This window comes from Pseudoalteromonas sp. TAB23, assembly GCF_000498075.1.
Taxonomy (GTDB): Bacteria; Pseudomonadota; Gammaproteobacteria; order Enterobacterales; family Alteromonadaceae; genus Pseudoalteromonas; species Pseudoalteromonas arctica.
Map to the genome: position 1 here is coordinate 1 of NZ_AUTP01000120.1, position 16,588 is coordinate 16,588.

Consider the following 16,588-nt stretch of genomic DNA (forward strand, 5'->3'; position numbering starts at 1 on the left):
AGCTGTCTCTTATACACAAATCCCTGCTAAGAAATTAGCGGGGATTTTTTTGAACTAAATCTCAATGTCATGATCAGATCTTCAAATCTTGTTTGAGGGCACATTATGATTAACGAACATACTCATTGGGCAAAACAACAATTCGGTAAATCGGACTTAGGTGATCCAAGAAGAACAGCGCGTCTGGTAAAGTTAGCATCAACGCTTGCAAATGAACCAGGAAAACCACTTGTGAACATCACTCAATCCCCCGCCNGATATGGAAGGTGCCTACCGCTTTATTCGCAACGAGAATATTGACGCAACGGCTATAGCAGAGTCAGGCTTTAAAGCCACGGTTGAACAAGCAAAAAGTCATAACTTATTGCTCGCATTAGAAGACACGACCACACTAATTTATAAACATTCCTCCATTCGAGATGATTTGGGTCATGTCGGACGAGGAGCAAAACAACGAGGCTTGTTAGCTCATAGCGTATTACTGTTTGCGCCAGACACAAAGCAAGTTGTGGGATTAATTGAACAGTCTCGCTGGAGTCGTGATATCAACACGATTGGAAAAAGAGAAAAACACGCGACGACTTCTTACGAAGAAAAAGAAAGTTACAAGTGGGAGTCAGCGTCACGAGCGATGGCAGAGCGGCTGCAAGGACAAATGGCGAACGTGATATCGGTGTGTGACCGCGAAGCGGACATCTACGAATACTTGCAGTATAAACTGACCGAGCAGCAACGATTCGTCGTACGCTCGATGCAAAGTCGTCATATTGAAGAAGGTGAGGATAAGCTCTATGCGTTCGCAAGCGAGCTGATGAGTGCAGGCACCAAACACATCCACATTGCACAAAAAGGAGGAAGAAAAGCCCGAAGCGCAACACTGGATATCACCTATGCGCCAGTGACACTCAAAGCGCCTTACAATAAGAAAGGACGCTCCCTACCAGTTTACTATGTCGGCTGTGCAGAGCGAGGAAACGCTGAGAACGGCTTAAGCTGGCACCTATTAACCAGTGAACCAGTCACCAGCAAAGAAGACGCCTTAGCTATCATCACCTACTATGAGCACCGTTGGCTTGTAGAGGAATACCATAAAGTCTGGAAAAGTGATGGCACGGATATCGAAAGTTTACGCCTTCAAAGCCAAGATAACATGGAAAGATTGGTGACGATTAATGGCTTTATTGCGACGCGAATATTGCAACTAAAGTTCACCAATGAGCAGCCTGATTCTCCAAGTTGTGAACAACTGTTATCTCCCAAAGCATGGAAGTTATTGTGGTTAAAGAGAATAAAAACACCATTGCCTGAAACTGCTCCAAATATGTCATGGGCGTATCAGGAACTGGCAAAGTTAGGAGGCTGGAAAGATACCAAGCGCACAGGGCGTGCATCTGTGAAAGTGTTATGGCAAGGATGGCTTAAGTTACAAGCCATCCTGGAAGGCTACGATTTAGCAAAATCTCTTGAGTCAGACTTGTGATCAAGAGACAGCTAATTAGCGCCTTTTTGATTACTGTGTAATTGTTATAATTGCCATTCTCTGGCTATCAGCTCACTTGGTTTACTAGTTAGCCACTCTTGCGGGTGTAAGTAATATTGATATAGGTTAGCTTCTGGGCTACTTGGCTCTGGTTTATAGTTATATTCCCAGCGTGCAAGTGGTGGCATAGACATTAATATAGACTCAGTGCGCCCGCCACTTTGTAATCCAAATAAAGTGCCTCTATCCCATACTAAATTAAACTCTACATAACGTCCGCGACGATAAAGCTGAAAATCACGTTGTTGCTCTGTGTATTCATCATTTTTACGACGTTCAATAATAGGTAAATAGGCATCTAAAAATCCATTACCCACCGATTGCATAAACGCAAAACTCTTTTCAAAACCAAGTTCGTTTAAATCGTCAAAAAACAAACCGCCTACTCCGCGCGTCTCGTCTCTGTGCTTTAAATAAAAATACTCGTCGCACCATGTTTTATATTTTGGATAAACTTCACTACCAAATGGCGCACAAATGTCGTGAGCAACTTGATGCCAATGCTGTACGTCTTCTAATACTGGATAAAAAGGAGTGAGATCAAATCCGCCACCAAACCACCATATTGGCTCTTCGCCTTCTTTTTCGGCTATAAAAAAGCGCACATTGGCATGACTTGTTGGTACATGAGGGTTTTTAGGATGAATAACTAACGACACACCACACGCATGAAAGCTGCGCCCTGCAAGCTCTGGTCTGTGTGCTGTTGCCGAGCCAGGCATTGAAGCGCCAAATACATGAGAGTAATTAACTCCGCCTTGCTCTATTACAGCGCCATTAGTGGTTACACGTGTGCGACCACCACCGCCTTCTGCTCGCTGCCAGTTATCTTCTATAAATTGAGCACTGCCATCGGCAGCCTCCAAACCTTGGCAAATAGTGTCTTGCAAAGCCATAAAGTATGCTTTTACTTGATCTAATAATTCGCTTTGCATTTTAACCTCTAAATATTTTGCCAGTCATGGCGTCTTTTATTGTGCTTGGTTGAGTATTGCCACCTAATGGCTCATCAACGTAAAAGCCAACTTGTTCTGCAAATTGTGCTTTAGCTTGCTCAATGCTAATAACAGTTTCTTGTCCTGTTAAGTTTGCACTGGTTGATACTAGTGGCTTACCAAACTCTTGGCACAAACGTTTTACTGTTGGATGGTTTGTTACTCTTACTGCAATGGTATCAAACTGCCCTGTGAGCCATTTAGGCGTGCTTTTAGATGCCGGCATAACCCATGTAATTGCAGCAGGCCAACTGGAAAAAATATCAGCTCGTTTATCCATTGGTATTTTTGCATCATCTACGTATTTTAATAATTGTCCGTAGTTATCAGCAATTAAAATAAGTCCTTTTTCAACCGGGCGCTGCTTAATAGCTAATAGTGCCTCAACGGCTTGTTGATTATCTGGATCACAACCTAAACCATATACAGCTTCTGTTGGGTATAAAATAACTTCGCCTTGCGTTAAGCATGTTATTGCAGTGGGCGTATTTGAAAGGTCTGACAAAGTAGTCTCCAGATATAATTAAACGTTATTCAGTTGGGGTGAGCTTATGCATGCAGCTTTTTTGTGGGCATTGCAATAATGTGCCGTTTGCCATATTTCTCTCTATGACGATAGGCCAGTTACATTCAGGACACGGGTGTTCAACCGGTTTATTATTAAGTGTGTATTTACAACTTGGATAGCAATCACAAGAATAAAATACTTTACCAAATTTATTACTGCGCGCGACTAAATGACCTTTTTTGCATTTAGGGCAACTTGGCAAAGTGTCTTCGCTTTGTTTTTCTTCATTTTCGTTAGCAATGTAATGGCACTCTGGATAACCCGTACACCCAATAAACATACCGTAGCGCCCATTTTTAACCACCAGCGGTTTGCTGCACTGCGGGCATGCTGAATCTTCAAGAACTTTAATTTCGTTACTATCGTGATGTGCCAACGGCCTAATAAAATCGCATTCGGGGTAACTTGCGCATCCTAAAAAAGGGCCTGATTTACTATTGCGGATCACTAACTCTGAACCACACTGTGGGCATATCTCGTATTCTTTTTCGAGGGCGTGCTTGTTCGCCGAGAAAAGCGAATGGTCGATTTTACTCATGGTGATCCTAATAGGTTAGTGAATTTTCGCCTAATATACCCAAACCACTTAAAGATACAAGCAATGCCGTGCTTATCCGTTTAAGTAATTTGAGTACAATTAAGATAATTATCTCTAATGAAGAAGTTCGCTGGGTTCATCAAAAATCAAATCTTCCATTTGCTCATATGCCTCTTCAGAGCCAGGAACATTAAACAAAATCATAAGTACAATCCATTTTAAATCTTCTAGGCTTATGGTTGGTTTATCGAGAGAGGCTAAACAGTCCATTACCATCTCACGAGTTACATTGTTAATTACGCCTATTTGCTCAATAAACATTAAAAAGCCACGACACTCAGCACTGAGCCTTTGGCATTCACTATCGGTAAATATACGCACAGCATCTTTAGGGTTAGTAATAAGATAAGGAGACTCGTCACTGTGTTGTAAATCGGCGAGTTGCTCTAACCAATCGAGTGCTTTAAATATCTCAGGCTTATTAAAACCCGCGCGCAGTAGCTCATCGGTTAATTCATTTTGCTCTGCAAATATATCCGCTTCGCTATGAATGTAATTTTCAAAAAGATATAAAAGAATATCAAACATATTACCTCCCTGCGCTTAACTTAATATAACCATCTAACACTCGCTCAATCTGATCGTCTAATTCTAAATCGAGCAACCTAGCCAGCACTTTGTCTATTGGCCACTGTGCGCGACGTACAATGTCGTCTACGCTGGTTACTTCAAAGCCAATGCTATTTAAAACCTCGCATTGAGAATTTGCCTGAATAGGCTGCTCTTTGTTACATACATTATTGTCGTAAGTAAAACTCACCTCATCAAGAATGTCAGCCACGTTTTCTACCAGCTTAGCACCTTGCTTTATTAAAAAGTGACTTGCCTGCGCTAACGGGTTTTTAATAGAACCCGGTACTGCAAATACCTCTTTATTTTGTTCAAGCGCATAGCGTACTGTAATTAACGAACCACTTTTAATTTCAGCCTCAACAATAAGCACTCCCAACGATAACCCAGAAATAATACGATTTCGGCGCGGAAAGTTATGCGCATGAGCAGCTGCCCCTGGTAAAAACTCACTCACCAACAGGCCACTTTCTAAAACTTGGTCTGTTAATAGTTTATGGCGTTTAGGATAGTAAATATCAACCCCAGTACCAAGCACCGCTATGGTTTTACCCGTACCAGCAAGAGAGCCCTTATGTGCTGCTCCATCTATTCCCCGTGCCATACCTGAGGTAACTGTAATACCCGCTAAAGTTAACTCGTATGCAAATTCTGATGCTATTTCAAGCCCGGTAGGTGTGGCATTACGACTCCCTACAATTGCAATTTGTGGAGTAGATAATAACGAGACATCTCCCCTACAAAATAGTAATAAAGGCGCACTGGCAATCTGTCGGAGATCTTCTGGATAAAGCGCATCAAAAATACAGACAACCGTAATGTTGTGCAGCGTAATTAATTGCTCATAATGACTGACTTGTTGCCAATTGGTATTGAGTAAATTACTCGCCTGATTAGCGGTTAATCCAAGCTGTAAAAGCTTGTCATGAGATAAGTCGAATAACGACCCAAGGGAATAGTTTGTAGATAGTGCTAAAAGGGTTTTGATACCCAACCCTTTACACATATAAAAGGCAAGCCAGTGGGCTAGCTTGCCAGATGACTGATCCATGCTCTCTCCTAGAGCACCGACTCGCTACTTCTTAATGAATAACTGCAATATCTCCAATGCGAATTGGGTGCTGGTTTTTAGTTATTAATGCATAACTTATTTTGTCATACACTTTAAAGACAATTAGCTCGCCAACTTTTTCTTTAGGCATAGTCCACGTTGTGCTCTCTTCGTCAGACTCACCACCAAATAGTTGGCTCACATCAGATAAAAGCTTCTCGTATTTACTAGAATCTTCTGGGTAACGAGGGCCACGAGGACCATCAATAACCGTTGGCGATTGACGTTCTAGATCTAATACATGACCCGCTTCTATGTTTTGTTCACTGCCTAAGTTTAGCACTACAACATCCATTGTGCTGAATTCTCTAACTTGTCGTGGGGAAGCAATAATATTCCCTGTTACAGGCTCAGAAGGACGGTGAATATTAAAGTACGCAGGAAGCATTTGACCTTCCATTGCCGGCATTAAAAAATCGCCTTGCTGAATTTCTCGTTTAACAGATTCAACACGTAATGACGAAGGCACGCCATTGTGTTCATCACCCGCTCTAAACGCACGTGCGATACCCACGTAAGATGCACGCGTTGCTAACACTTCACCGGTTAAATCAGTGTAAGGATCACCTTTATGGTAAATGGCATATGCTTTATGTACTTGTAAGTCGCCTTTAACATATAAAATATGGCCTAACGTTTGTGTTTTAGTATTTTCGTTAGCACCTAAAATATAAGGTTTGCCTTTAATATCGTCACTGTTCATTGCTTGTTCGTAACTGATATACGGTTTGATCATTTCAAGCGGCAAAGTAGTAATAGCATTACGCCCTTTTGGTGTAATACGACCCTGAGGAGATAGCTTTCTATATCCTTTATTAATCACTAAACGTGGGTTTCCATCTGCATCGTATATCAGCGCTAATGCATCACCGGGGTAAATTAGGTGCGGGTTGTCAATTTGTGGATTCATTTGCCAAAGTTCAGGCCATAGCCAAGGCTCATCTAAATAGATGCCAGAAATATCCCAAAGTGTATCGCCTTTTTTTACAACATACTGTTTTGGTGCATCTTTTTTTATTTTAAGCACGTCAGCAACTGCGGGAAACGCAGCGCTTAACGTAAGCATGATTGCAAGTAATGGAGATTTCATTGAGCTTCCTTGTATTGTTTTTTCATTATTATTGCCCAAAACCTGTTAAAGGTGAACGCGAATGGCTAAAATAAGAGCATACAATACCCTAAATTAAGCACAAGTGAAAAAGGTAACTATGGCTAGGTTAGAAGTTTTAAGATTTCCAGATGAACGTTTACGTACTATAGCAAAAGATGTTGCACAAGTTGACGACACAGTACGCCAAATTGTAAAAGACATGCTAGAGACAATGTACGATGAAAATGGCATTGGACTTGCGGCCACGCAAGTAGATATTCATCAACGAATCGTTGTTATTGATGTATCAGAAGAGCGCGACGAGCCACTGGTATTAATTAATCCACAAATCATTAAAAAAGACGGCTCTACCGTTAGCGAAGAAGGCTGTTTATCAGTACCTAACTCGTATGCAAAAGTAGACCGCGCAGAAACAGTAACAGTCGCTGCACTTAACGAAAACGGTGAAGAATTTGTACTAGATGCAGATGAATTATTGGCTATTTGTATTCAACATGAACTAGATCACCTTCAAGGTAAGCTATTCATTGATTACTTATCTCCATTAAAGCGCCAACGTATTCGTAAAAAGCTTGAAAAAGAAGCCAAGTTTGCAGAACAGTAATAAGCACCTTAGGAAAACTCAGTGACTCAACCATTACGCATTATATTTGCCGGTACGCCGGACTTTGCCGCACGTCATTTACAAGCGCTGATACAAAGCGAACACCAAATAGTGGGTGTATATAGCCAGCCAGATCGCCCTGCAGGTCGTGGTAAAAAATTAAAAGCCAGTGAAGTGAAAGAGCTAGCGCTTGAGCACAACTTACCGGTTTTTCAGCCACAGTCATTAAAAAATGATGAAGCATTAGCTGAGCTAACAAGCTTAAATGCCGACATTATGATTGTTGTAGCATATGGCTTAATTTTACCTAAAGCTATTTTAGAAGCGCCACGTTTAGGTTGTTTAAATGTGCATGGCTCTATATTACCGCGCTGGCGCGGTGCTGCACCTATTCAACGCGCAATTTGGGCAGGTGATGAACAAACCGGCGTAACAATAATGCAAATGGATGAAGGGCTAGATACCGGCGATATGCTACATATAAGCCGCTGCCCTATTAGCACAACAGAAACTAGCGCAAGCTTATATACAAAGCTTGCTGAGCTAGGTCCAGATGCGTTAATTGAAACCATTAATAAATTAGCTAATGGTGAGATCACCCCTGAACCTCAAAACGATGAACTTGCTAACTACGCTAAAAAGCTTTCTAAAGAGGAAGCTGATATCGACTGGTCCATGAGTGCGCTTCAAATCGAGCGAAACATTCGCTCTTTTAACCCGTGGCCAATGTGCTTTACCCAAATGGGTGGGCAAACAGTAAAGATTCATCAAGCGCAGGTTATGCTGCAATCAGGTGTTCCTGGGCAAATTTTATCAAGCGACAAAAATGGCGTAGTAGTGGCGTGTGGCGAACACGCTTTATGTATTACGCAATTACAGCCGCAAGGTAAAAAACCAATGGCAATTAACGACTTTTTAAATGGTCGTAGTGACTGGGTTACTCCTGGCACAATATTAGGCGAAAACAATGAGTAATGTTCCAAACGTACGAGCGCTTGCCGCTGAAACTTTATATAACGTAGTTGATAAAGGCGCATCGCTTAATCAAGAACTTCCATTTGCAAGCCAAGGCTTGCCGCCTAAAGATAAAGCGTTGCTACAGCAAATTTGTTATGGCGTTTTACGCTACTTACCGAGCCTTGAAAATTACTGCCAACACTTAGTAGAGCAGCCATTAAAAGGTAAACGTAGAATATTTCAGTTTTTATTATACGTAGGTATTTATCAACTGCAGCATATGCGCGTACCACCTCATGCTGCCATTTCAGAAACGGTTAACGCACTGGCTCAACTACGCGCTTTAGGATTAAAAGGGCTGATAAACGCCATTTTACGTAGCTTTCAGCGTCAACAAGCTGAGCTTGAAGAAAAAGCGAAGCTTATTCCGGTATGTTTATACAACCATCCAAATTGGTTTATTAAACAGGTGCAAACAGCCTACCCAGATAGCTGGGAAGCACTACTTGAAGAAAACCAGCAACAAGCGCCAATGTGGCTTCGTGTCAATCAAGCCCAATTTAGCACGCAAGAATACAGCGACATGCTTAGCGCTAACGATATTGAACACACCTTAAACCCTGATTTTATTGATGGGATTAAGCTTGCCAAACCACGTGATGTATTTTCGTTACCTGAGTTTGATACAGGTGCATGTTCAGTACAAGATGCTGCAGCACAGTTAGCAGCCCGCTTTTTAGAACCTAAAGCAGACGACTATATTTTGGATGCCTGCGCCGCCCCTGGCGGTAAAACATGTCATATTTTAGAGCTTGCTGATGCAGATGTACTTGCACTAGATAGCGACTCAACTCGCCTTGAACGTGTTAAGCAAAACTTAACTCGTATTGGCTTAGGTGCAGACCTACAATGTGGCGACGCATCACAACCACATACTTGGTGGGATGAAAAATTATTTGATCGTATTTTGCTTGATGTGCCTTGTTCGGCCACTGGCGTAATTCGCCGTCACCCTGATATAAAATGGTTACGTCGCGCATCAGACATCGAAGACTTAGCTAAGTTACAAAGCGATATTCTTGATAGCATTTGGCCACTGTTAAAACCAGGTGGCACATTGGTATATGCTACGTGTTCGGTTCTTCCACAAGAAAACCAACAGCAAGTTGCTAAGTTTTTAGCTAATAATGATGATGTAGAACATATACCTCTACACGAAAACGATACCGTAACAACGCCAGGTTTGCAGTTACTGCCCGGTGAAAGTGATGGATTTTATTACGCTAAGCTAGTTAAAAAAGCCTAATAGCCGTACACTTAATAGTTAGCCATTTATGAAACATTAAATGGCTATTTTTTTAATTAAATTATGATCAATACCACGGGTAAATAATGAAAATAATTATACTCGGTGCCGGGCAAGTTGGTGCTACGCTTGCTGAAAACTTAGTTGGCGAACAAAACGAAATTACCGTTGTTGATATAGACGGTAACCGATTACGTGAACTTCAAGATAAGTACGACTTACAAGGGGTTATGGGCCACAGCGCGCATCCTGATGTATTACGCCGTGCAGGTGCTGAAGATGCCGATATGATTATAGCGGTAACCAGTTCAGATGAAGTGAACATGGTTGCATGCCAAGTGGCATACAGTATTTTTAAAACGCCCACTAAAATTGCTCGTATTCGCTCAGAGCAATACTTAAAATACCGCGAAAAACTTTTTCAAAACGATGATTTACCAATCGATCATTACATTGCTCCCGAAGCACTGGTCACTAAGTATATTCGCCGTTTAATTGACTACCCTGGTGCTCTGCAAGTATTGCAGTTTGCTGATGGCATGCTCTCGTTAGTAGCCGTAAAAGCTTACTATGGGGGTTTATTAGTAGGTTATGCGTTATCTGCACTTAAAGAACACATACCTAATGTAGAGACTCGTGTTGCCGCTATTTATCGTCAAGGTAAAGCAATCAAACCATTGGGTACCACCGTTATTNAAGCCGATGACGAAGTATTCTTTATTGCCGCTACAAAACATATACGCGCAGTAATGAACGAGCTACAAAAACTTGAGCGTTCGTACAAAAAAATTATGATAGCTGGTGGCGGTAACATTGGGGCAGGCCTTGCCCGCTCACTTGAAAAAAACCACACCGTTAAACTAATTGAACGCAGTAAAGAACGTGCCGAGCAACTCTCAGAAATGCTCGATAACACGGTCGTTTTTTGTGGTGACGCATCTGATCAAGAACTGCTCTCAGAAGAGCATATTGAACAAGTCGATGTATTTATTGCCGTAACCAACGACGATGAAGCAAACATTATGTCGGCCATGCTTGCAAAACGTATGGGCGCACAAAAAACCATGGTACTTATTCAACGTGGAGCTTACGTTGATTTGGTACAAGGCGGCGAAATAGATATTGCCATATCGCCACAACAAGCAACTATATCAGCGTTATTAACGCACGTACGCCGTGGTGATATTGTTAACGTGTATTCACTGCGTAAAGGCGCAGCAGAAGCCATTGAAGCGGTTGCTCATGGTGATGAAAACACATCTAAAGTGGTTGGTCGTGCGATTGCCGACATAAAACTTCCTGCAGGTACAACCATTGGGGCAATAGTACGTAATGACGATGTGTTGATAGCTCACGACGATACAATTATTATGTCGGGCGATCATGTCATCATGTTTTTAATCGACAAAAAACACATTACCGTTGTAGAAAAACTATTCCAAGTAAGTGCTATATTCCTTTAAATAGTTACTCTAATTAGTTAATTTAATACACAAAAAAGCCGCTGACTAAGGCGGCTTTAATGGAGTATGCTTAAATATTGATTACTGTACTTTTGAAAACTCTTCTTTAGAGATTTCACCATTACCATCAGTATCCAAATCATCAAAAATCTTTACAAGCTGAGGGTTAACCTTTGCTTCTTCCATTGTAATAGCACCGTTACCATCTGCATCAAAAGAGGCAAAATCTACTGCGGCATATGCTGCTGATGAAGATGCTAAAACGATAACTGCAAGTGTTGTATTTAATGTTTTCATAATAATATTCCTAGTAATATGGGAAGTCCTTTTCAAAGATCCCTGACTGTGAAAAATGTTTAATCTGAAAAGATTAATTAGTAATTAGTAATTAGTAATTAGTAATTAGTAATTAGCGAATTCTTCTTTAGAAAGCTCGCCGCTACCGTCGGTATCTAGCTCAATAAATTCAGCCATTAAATCTGTATCGACTGCCGCTTCGCTTGGGCTAATTGTGCCGCTACCATCGATATCAAGGCTGTCAAAATCTGATGCTGCAAATGCAGCTGAAGAAGATGCTAGTACTATAAGTGCTAATGCTTTATTTAAATTTTTCATAACTTAATCCTTCAATGTTCTATCAAAAAAATTGCTTCGTTTAACTTAAAACGTAATTTTTAACTTCCTTGTTATCCTCTTTCGTAAGCTCCCTTGCCTACTTAGGTTGTCTTTGGCAACTCAGGATAAATACTTTTTAATTAAGCTTCTGAAAATTCTTCTTTTGATAACTCACCATTTTGGTCAGTATCAAGCTCAGAAAACATGCTCATTAATTTTGCGTCTACTGATGCTTCTGCTTGGCTAATTGTGCCACTGCCATCTACATCAAGTGTGTCAAAATCTGTTGCTGCAAAAGCGGCTGAAGAAGATGCAATAGCGATAAGTGCTAAAGTTTTATTAATGCTTTTCATAATATGTATCCTTCAAATTTATGTGTGTGCGATTAAGTATTTCACTTTGAATCACGATTTCGTTCAGTACACCCTGACTATTACAACTTAAATGCCAACATTGAAAAGCCATTAAATTTCAACAAATTAAAAAGAAAACGTACAATAAGTAGGAATTTTCAGAGTCATTACTGTTGCCTTTTCGCAACACGCTTTAGAGGTGAAAAACTAAAGTCATTAAAAACAAATAGTTATGTTTATATAAAAAGATACATTTTAAAATGTAGATCTATAAAAGGAGGGATTTTAAAAAATAATTAAGGTTAATTTTAACGAAGTAGCTATAACAACAAAAAACAAGCCATAATAAAAAACACGTAAAACATTGTTTTATTTGAATAATATTTTTAATTATATAAAAACAAAAAAATACTTTATAAATACCTCACGTAAAACGCCATTTTGTTGCAAATAAGCGAAAAACGATTTATTCAACGGTGGGCTCAAGCGCAGATGGGTCTATAAAATGCTCTTTCATAAAGGTTTTCATTTCATCCTCGCTTGCTAGTAGCTTAATTCCGCAGTGCACACCTGCGACATGCTCTTTAACACTGCAAATTTCACCTTCAAAATCTTTATCACTACTATTGAGTACGACAGTGCATTGCATATCTTTAATACCTTCAGCTTGCTGATCGCCTCTAATATCAAACATTACACCAGTGAGTGAAATGTCCTTAATAAGGCCTTCAAGCACTCTATCGTCACTTAGTTTTAGCTTTGCAGGTAACAAGGTAGGTATGCGTGTTTGCGAGCGTAGCGCAAATAGCTGCACTTGCTTAGGAAAGTTAATAAAGACGAGTTTAGCGGGATGAGAGGCTACTGACATAATTTGCTGGCGAAACGCAATAACTTGCCCGCCACTGCCTTCAATCAGTGCTCTTACAACAACCATTACACCATCACGTAAATAGTCACTCGCTGCAGGTAAACGCTTAGCATTGGGATAATTTAAAATAATAAACTGTTTATCGAGTAAACCAACTAATTCAGTTTTAACACGCTTACTGCTTGTAGGTGTTAATATTTCTAGGTCAACTAAGCTGCCTACACTTATATGCTTTAGCTTTTCTAAATTTGTTGGCATATCCCTTTCCCAATAGTTCGTAATTTAAAACTTAAGCCGCTCGTTTATCCACGCCAAAAAGTAGGCGTAAATAACACTAATAAAGTAAATATTTCTAAACGACCAAACACCATTGCAATGGTAAGCAACCATTTAGCAGCATCGGTTATAGCGCCATAATGCGATGCTACATCACCCAGACCTGGACCTAAGTTATTTAAACAAGCCGCAGTGGCTGAGAACGCAGTTATGTTATCCATACCCGTGCCCATAAGCGCTAACATAATAATAATAAACACCAACGCATATGCAGAGAAAAATCCCCACACGGCTTCTACTACTTTGTCTGGCAACGCCTTTCGACCCAGCTTGATTGAATATATAGCCCGTGGGTGCACCAAACGATTAAGCTCACGCACACCCTGCAAGTACAGTAAGAACACGCGCACTACTTTCATACCACCACCAGTAGAGCCTGCACAGCCACCAATAAAGCTCGAAAATATAAGTAAAATAGGTAAAAACAAAGGCCATGTTGAAAAGTTATCAGTAGCAAAGCCTGCTGTTGTACTCATAGAAACAGCCTGAAATAACGCCTGATCGAGGGTTTCATCGCCATTAGCAAATATTTCGTTAGAGGAAAGTACGGTAAAACAAATAACCACCAGCGCTAATTGAATACACAAAAACACCTTAAACTCAGGGTCTCGAATATAAACTTGTACGTTTCGACTCGCCACTGCAGCGTAGTGCAGGGAGAAGTTAACAGCGGCAATAATTAAAAAGAACACACAAATAAAGTTAATTACAGGGCTGTCAAAGTGCCCCATGGAAGCATCGTAAGTAGAAAAACCACCTATCGCGACCGTTGAGAATGCATGACATATCGCATCAAACCACTCCATCCCGGCTGCCCAATAAGCCAGCATACAAGCAATAGTCAGTGACACATAAATATACCAAAGGTGCTTTGCTGTATCGGCAATTCGCGGGGTCATTTTGGAATCTTTTACAGGCCCAGGTATTTCAGCGCGATATAACTGCATACCACCAACACCTAGCATGGGGAGTATAGCGACAGCGAGTACGATTATACCCATACCGCCAAACCACTGGAGTTGCTGGCGATAAAACAACACCGACTTAGGTAAGTACTCAATACCGGTAAGTACTGTAGCGCCGGTGGTTGTTAAGCCAGAGAATGCTTCAAACACCGCATCGGCGAGCGATAAATTAGGTTCTTGTAAAAATATAAGCGGCAAGGACGCAAACGCCCCAAGTACCAGCCAAAACAAAACAACAATTAAAAAGCCTTCACGTGCTTTTAAGTCACCGTTTTCATGGCGATTTGGGTAATAAGCCATCATGCCAATAACAACACTAAAGATAAATGCTAAAACAAAAGGAACACCACCACCGTCTTTATATATTAAAGACACCAGTGCCGGAGGCACCATGGTAATACTAAACAGCGCAACAAGTTGGCCAAGAATTTTTATGATGGTACGAAATTGCATTTAGCTTGTCGCTTTTATTATTAGTAAATTCAGGCTGAGTAGTATCAACCAAATTAAATAGGGTCAGTATGCATTACATGCAATTTGTGTAGGTTATTACTCTTTAATAGTTAACTCAACTGCGCCGTGACTTAAATCAAAAATATCTTTGATTGCTTGCTGAGCTTCGCGGCTATCTATTGTAATCACCCATTCAATATTAGCAGTAAATTGCTTATCAATATTAAGCACTTGATACTTTGTTTTTAATAACTGCTCAATCGCGCCTTGCATGCTGTACTCACTACTCCCAGTAATTTCAACACTGGGAACTTTAAGTACCGTTTGCAATTTTACTAATGCATTATTTAATGAGCCACCATAAGCACGTACTAACCCGCCCGTGCCTAATTTTATGCCGCCAAAGTAACGTGTAACAACAGCTGTGATTTCGCCAAGGCCTGAACCCACCAGCACATTTAACATAGGCTTTCCTGCAGTGCCATTTGGTTCACCATCGTCCGAAAAACCATAAACATGGCTGCCACCGGGGNGGGGTTGCCTGCCACATGTGCCCAGCAGTTATGACGCGCATCGCTATACTTTTCTTCAATGCTTTTAATAAATGCTTTAGCTGAATTTAAATCGGGGGTATGTGCAATGTGAACTATAAACGTACTTTTTTTAATTTCTTCTTGATGAAAAACGTCAGCAGCGGGATATTTATATTCAGACATATTTTAAACTTGTAAAAAGGGGGCCAAAAGGCTAATGCCGATCAGTTAAGAAAATGACCGGTTGACCGATCCAAACGATCATGCAAAATCCGTAGTTAGGAAACTAACTACGGATTTTTTTGTGAATATAGAACAAGCACTGCAAGCAACACTTGAAGAAAGCAGCCGATACCATACCTTTGAAAAATTATCAGAAATTCTTGACCCTGAAATCATTGAACAAGGTTTTCAACAAGCTGGGATTGCAACCGTTCGTAAGCGAAGGTTACCGCTTGAGGCCGTTTTGTGGTCAGTTATTGGCATGGCATTGTTTCGAAAAGAATCGGTTTGGAATATCGCTAATAAGCTAGATATCATGTTACCTGGCAAGAACCAACTCGTTGCTCCAAGTGCGATGGTACAAGCGAGACAAAGGTTAGGTGATGATTCCGTTAAACACGTTTTCAATAAATCTGCTCAATCAATGTATAAGCAACAGTCATTCGAAACATGGAATGGCTTGAACCTATTAGCTGTTGACGGTGTTGTGTGGCGAACAGCCGACACGCCTGATAATCGTAAAGCCTTCTCTTCTGGTAGCAACCAATACGGTGATACAGCCTTTCCTCAAATACGCATGGTCTGTCATATGGAATTGACCAGCCATCAACTGCTCAGTAGCGAGTTTGATAACTATAAAACCAACGAGATGAAATTAGCTGAGCGTTTAATTGAACGTACACCAGATAATTCACTGACTATGTTTGATAAAGGATATTATTCTTTAGGCCTGTTAAATCGTTGGCACCAAACTGGGAAGATGAGGCACTGGCTGATACCAGCAAGGCCCGACTTACAGTATGAAATCATCTCCAGCGCGGGTAAAAATGACCATATCATTGAATTGAAAACAACAAAGCATGCACAAAAAAACTTTCCCGATGTTCCTGAAACGATTAAAGCGAGATTAATCAGTAAAACAATAAAGGGCAAAAGCTACCGTATATTAACCTCGATGACGGATAGATTGCGTTATCCAGGTAATGAAATTGTTGAATTATATTGTCATCGTTGGGAGATAGAACTTGGGTTTAGAGAAATCAAACAAACCATGCTTGATAGCGCATACCATTTAAGAAGCAAGCGTCCAGACATGGTGCGTCAGGAGCTATGGGGCGTGTTACTCGCCTATAATTTAATACGAAGAATAATGACGATGGCGGCGACAGTTACAGGGATATGGCCTAACCAGCTTAGTTTCTCTAGCAGTTCGATGGCTGTCATTCAGTATTTCTCGTCAGTATCTATAATGAGTCCAGGGAACATTCCAATACACTGGCAGCACTTACTCAATACACTGGTCTTATTTAAGCTTCCAGCTAGACGAGAGGATAGAAGATACCCCCGATGGGTTAAGCCAAAACCATCTAAGTATCCCCATAAAAAGAAAAATGCCAGTCAGCTTAACTGACTGGCATTA

Annotated in this window: 16 protein-coding genes and 2 pseudogenes; 6 read left to right on the forward strand and 12 right to left on the reverse strand. The window is 40.8% G+C overall.

Annotated elements, in window-relative coordinates:
* The first annotated feature begins 105 nt into the window (after window positions 1-105).
* Window positions 106-1,480 (forward strand): annotated as a pseudogene (locus tag L654_RS01000000125435) (IS4 family transposase).
* A 44-nt stretch (window positions 1,481-1,524) separates the two neighbouring features.
* Here the strand turns inward: L654_RS01000000125435 and hemF are convergent.
* The 6 genes from hemF to L654_RS0103770 all read right to left on the reverse strand — a co-directional run bounded on the left by hemF (window position 1,525) and on the right by L654_RS0103770 (window position 6,472).
* Complete coding sequence (gene hemF, locus L654_RS0103745) at window positions 1,525-2,475, reverse strand: oxygen-dependent coproporphyrinogen oxidase (RefSeq protein ID WP_024607301.1); 951 nt, start codon at window positions 2,473-2,475, stop codon at window positions 1,525-1,527.
* A 1-nt stretch (window position 2,476) separates the two neighbouring features.
* Window positions 2,477-3,040, reverse strand: coding sequence for an L-threonylcarbamoyladenylate synthase (locus L654_RS0103750; protein ID WP_024607302.1), 564 nt, complete (start codon window positions 3,038-3,040; stop codon window positions 2,477-2,479).
* Window positions 3,041-3,065: 25 nt separating this feature from the next.
* Window positions 3,066-3,641 carry a topoisomerase DNA-binding C4 zinc finger domain-containing protein gene (locus tag L654_RS0103755; RefSeq protein ID WP_024607303.1) on the reverse strand — a complete coding sequence of 192 codons (576 nt, stop codon included), beginning with the start codon at window positions 3,639-3,641 and terminating at the stop codon, window positions 3,066-3,068.
* A gap of 114 nt (window positions 3,642-3,755) precedes the next feature.
* Window positions 3,756-4,229 (reverse strand): DUF494 family protein, encoded by a 474-nt coding sequence (locus tag L654_RS0103760; RefSeq protein WP_010555161.1) that lies wholly within the window; start codon window positions 4,227-4,229, stop codon window positions 3,756-3,758.
* A gap of 1 nt (window position 4,230) precedes the next feature.
* Window positions 4,231-5,322, reverse strand: coding sequence for a DNA-processing protein DprA (dprA, locus tag L654_RS0103765; protein ID WP_024607304.1), 1,092 nt, complete (start codon window positions 5,320-5,322; stop codon window positions 4,231-4,233).
* Window positions 5,323-5,353: 31 nt separating this feature from the next.
* Entirely contained in the window at window positions 5,354-6,472 is a 1,119-nt protein-coding gene (locus L654_RS0103770) for a LysM peptidoglycan-binding domain-containing protein (RefSeq protein WP_024591288.1), read from the reverse strand.
* 118 nt (window positions 6,473-6,590) lie between these two features.
* On the opposite strand from L654_RS0103770, the gene def reads away from it, so the two are divergent.
* The 4 genes from def to trkA all read left to right on the forward strand — a co-directional run bounded on the left by def (window position 6,591) and on the right by trkA (window position 10,823).
* Window positions 6,591-7,097 (forward strand): peptide deformylase, encoded by a 507-nt coding sequence (def, locus tag L654_RS0103775; protein WP_024607305.1) that lies wholly within the window; start codon window positions 6,591-6,593, stop codon window positions 7,095-7,097.
* A gap of 21 nt (window positions 7,098-7,118) precedes the next feature.
* The gene (fmt, locus tag L654_RS0103780) at window positions 7,119-8,072 is read left to right on the forward strand and encodes a methionyl-tRNA formyltransferase (RefSeq protein ID WP_004335164.1); all 954 of its coding nucleotides are present in this window, start codon (window positions 7,119-7,121) and stop codon (window positions 8,070-8,072) included.
* Entirely contained in the window at window positions 8,065-9,360 is a 1,296-nt protein-coding gene (rsmB, locus tag L654_RS0103785; protein WP_004335167.1) for a 16S rRNA (cytosine(967)-C(5))-methyltransferase RsmB, read from the forward strand. Before fmt ends, rsmB begins: the two co-directional genes overlap by 8 nt.
* Before the next feature lie 86 nt (window positions 9,361-9,446).
* On the forward strand, window positions 9,447-10,823 hold the full coding sequence (trkA, locus tag L654_RS0103790; protein ID WP_024607306.1) for a Trk system potassium transporter TrkA: 1,377 nt from the start codon (window positions 9,447-9,449) through the stop codon (window positions 10,821-10,823).
* Window positions 10,824-10,904: 81 nt separating this feature from the next.
* Here the strand turns inward: trkA and L654_RS0103795 are convergent, their stop codons facing one another.
* The 6 genes and pseudogenes from L654_RS0103795 to L654_RS01000000125440 form a co-directional block, all read right to left on the reverse strand.
* Window positions 10,905-11,120: an EF-hand domain-containing protein gene (locus tag L654_RS0103795; RefSeq protein ID WP_007584177.1), complete on the reverse strand. Its 216-nt coding sequence runs from the start codon at window positions 11,118-11,120 to the stop codon at window positions 10,905-10,907.
* A 105-nt stretch (window positions 11,121-11,225) separates the two neighbouring features.
* Complete coding sequence (locus L654_RS0103800; RefSeq protein WP_024607307.1) at window positions 11,226-11,438, reverse strand: calmodulin; 213 nt, start codon at window positions 11,436-11,438, stop codon at window positions 11,226-11,228.
* 140 nt (window positions 11,439-11,578) lie between these two features.
* Window positions 11,579-11,791, reverse strand: a complete 213-nt coding sequence (locus L654_RS0103805) for an EF-hand domain-containing protein (protein WP_004335175.1) — start codon at window positions 11,789-11,791, stop codon at window positions 11,579-11,581.
* Between the two features lie 466 nt (window positions 11,792-12,257).
* Window positions 12,258-12,917: a flagellar brake protein gene (locus L654_RS0103810; protein WP_024607308.1), complete on the reverse strand. Its 660-nt coding sequence runs from the start codon at window positions 12,915-12,917 to the stop codon at window positions 12,258-12,260.
* A 44-nt stretch (window positions 12,918-12,961) separates the two neighbouring features.
* Complete coding sequence (locus tag L654_RS0103815; RefSeq protein WP_024607309.1) at window positions 12,962-14,413, reverse strand: TrkH family potassium uptake protein; 1,452 nt, start codon at window positions 14,411-14,413, stop codon at window positions 12,962-12,964.
* A gap of 96 nt (window positions 14,414-14,509) precedes the next feature.
* Window positions 14,510-15,129 (reverse strand): annotated as a pseudogene (locus L654_RS01000000125440) (YigZ family protein).
* Window positions 15,130-15,256: 127 nt separating this feature from the next.
* Between L654_RS01000000125440 and L654_RS0103825 the strand changes: the two are divergent.
* Entirely contained in the window at window positions 15,257-16,579 is a 1,323-nt protein-coding gene (locus L654_RS0103825) for an IS4 family transposase (protein WP_101162806.1), read from the forward strand.
* The last annotated feature ends 9 nt before the right edge of the window (window positions 16,580-16,588 follow it).

Bases quoted from the DNA above. Each gene is read 5' to 3' on its own strand.
- hemF (WP_024607301.1), bottom strand. From the start codon at position 2,475: ATGCAAAGCGAATTATTAGATCAAGTAAAAGCATACTTTATGGCTTTG.
- L654_RS0103755 (WP_024607303.1), bottom strand. From the start codon at position 3,641: ATGAGTAAAATCGACCATTCGCTTTTCTCGGCGAACAAGCACGCCCTC.
- L654_RS0103760 (WP_010555161.1), bottom strand. From the start codon at position 4,229: ATGTTTGATATTCTTTTATATCTTTTTGAAAATTACATTCATAGCGAA.
- dprA (WP_024607304.1), bottom strand. From the start codon at position 5,322: ATGGATCAGTCATCTGGCAAGCTAGCCCACTGGCTTGCCTTTTATATG.
- L654_RS0103770 (WP_024591288.1), bottom strand. From the start codon at position 6,472: ATGAAATCTCCATTACTTGCAATCATGCTTACGTTAAGCGCTGCGTTT.
- def (WP_024607305.1), top strand. From the start codon at position 6,591: ATGGCTAGGTTAGAAGTTTTAAGATTTCCAGATGAACGTTTACGTACT.
- rsmB (WP_004335167.1), top strand. From the start codon at position 8,065: ATGAGTAATGTTCCAAACGTACGAGCGCTTGCCGCTGAAACTTTATAT.
- L654_RS0103795 (WP_007584177.1), bottom strand. From the start codon at position 11,120: ATGAAAACATTAAATACAACACTTGCAGTTATCGTTTTAGCATCTTCA.
- L654_RS0103800 (WP_024607307.1), bottom strand. From the start codon at position 11,438: ATGAAAAATTTAAATAAAGCATTAGCACTTATAGTACTAGCATCTTCT.
- L654_RS0103805 (WP_004335175.1), bottom strand. From the start codon at position 11,791: ATGAAAAGCATTAATAAAACTTTAGCACTTATCGCTATTGCATCTTCT.
- L654_RS0103810 (WP_024607308.1), bottom strand. From the start codon at position 12,917: ATGCCAACAAATTTAGAAAAGCTAAAGCATATAAGTGTAGGCAGCTTA.
- L654_RS0103815 (WP_024607309.1), bottom strand. From the start codon at position 14,413: ATGCAATTTCGTACCATCATAAAAATTCTTGGCCAACTTGTTGCGCTG.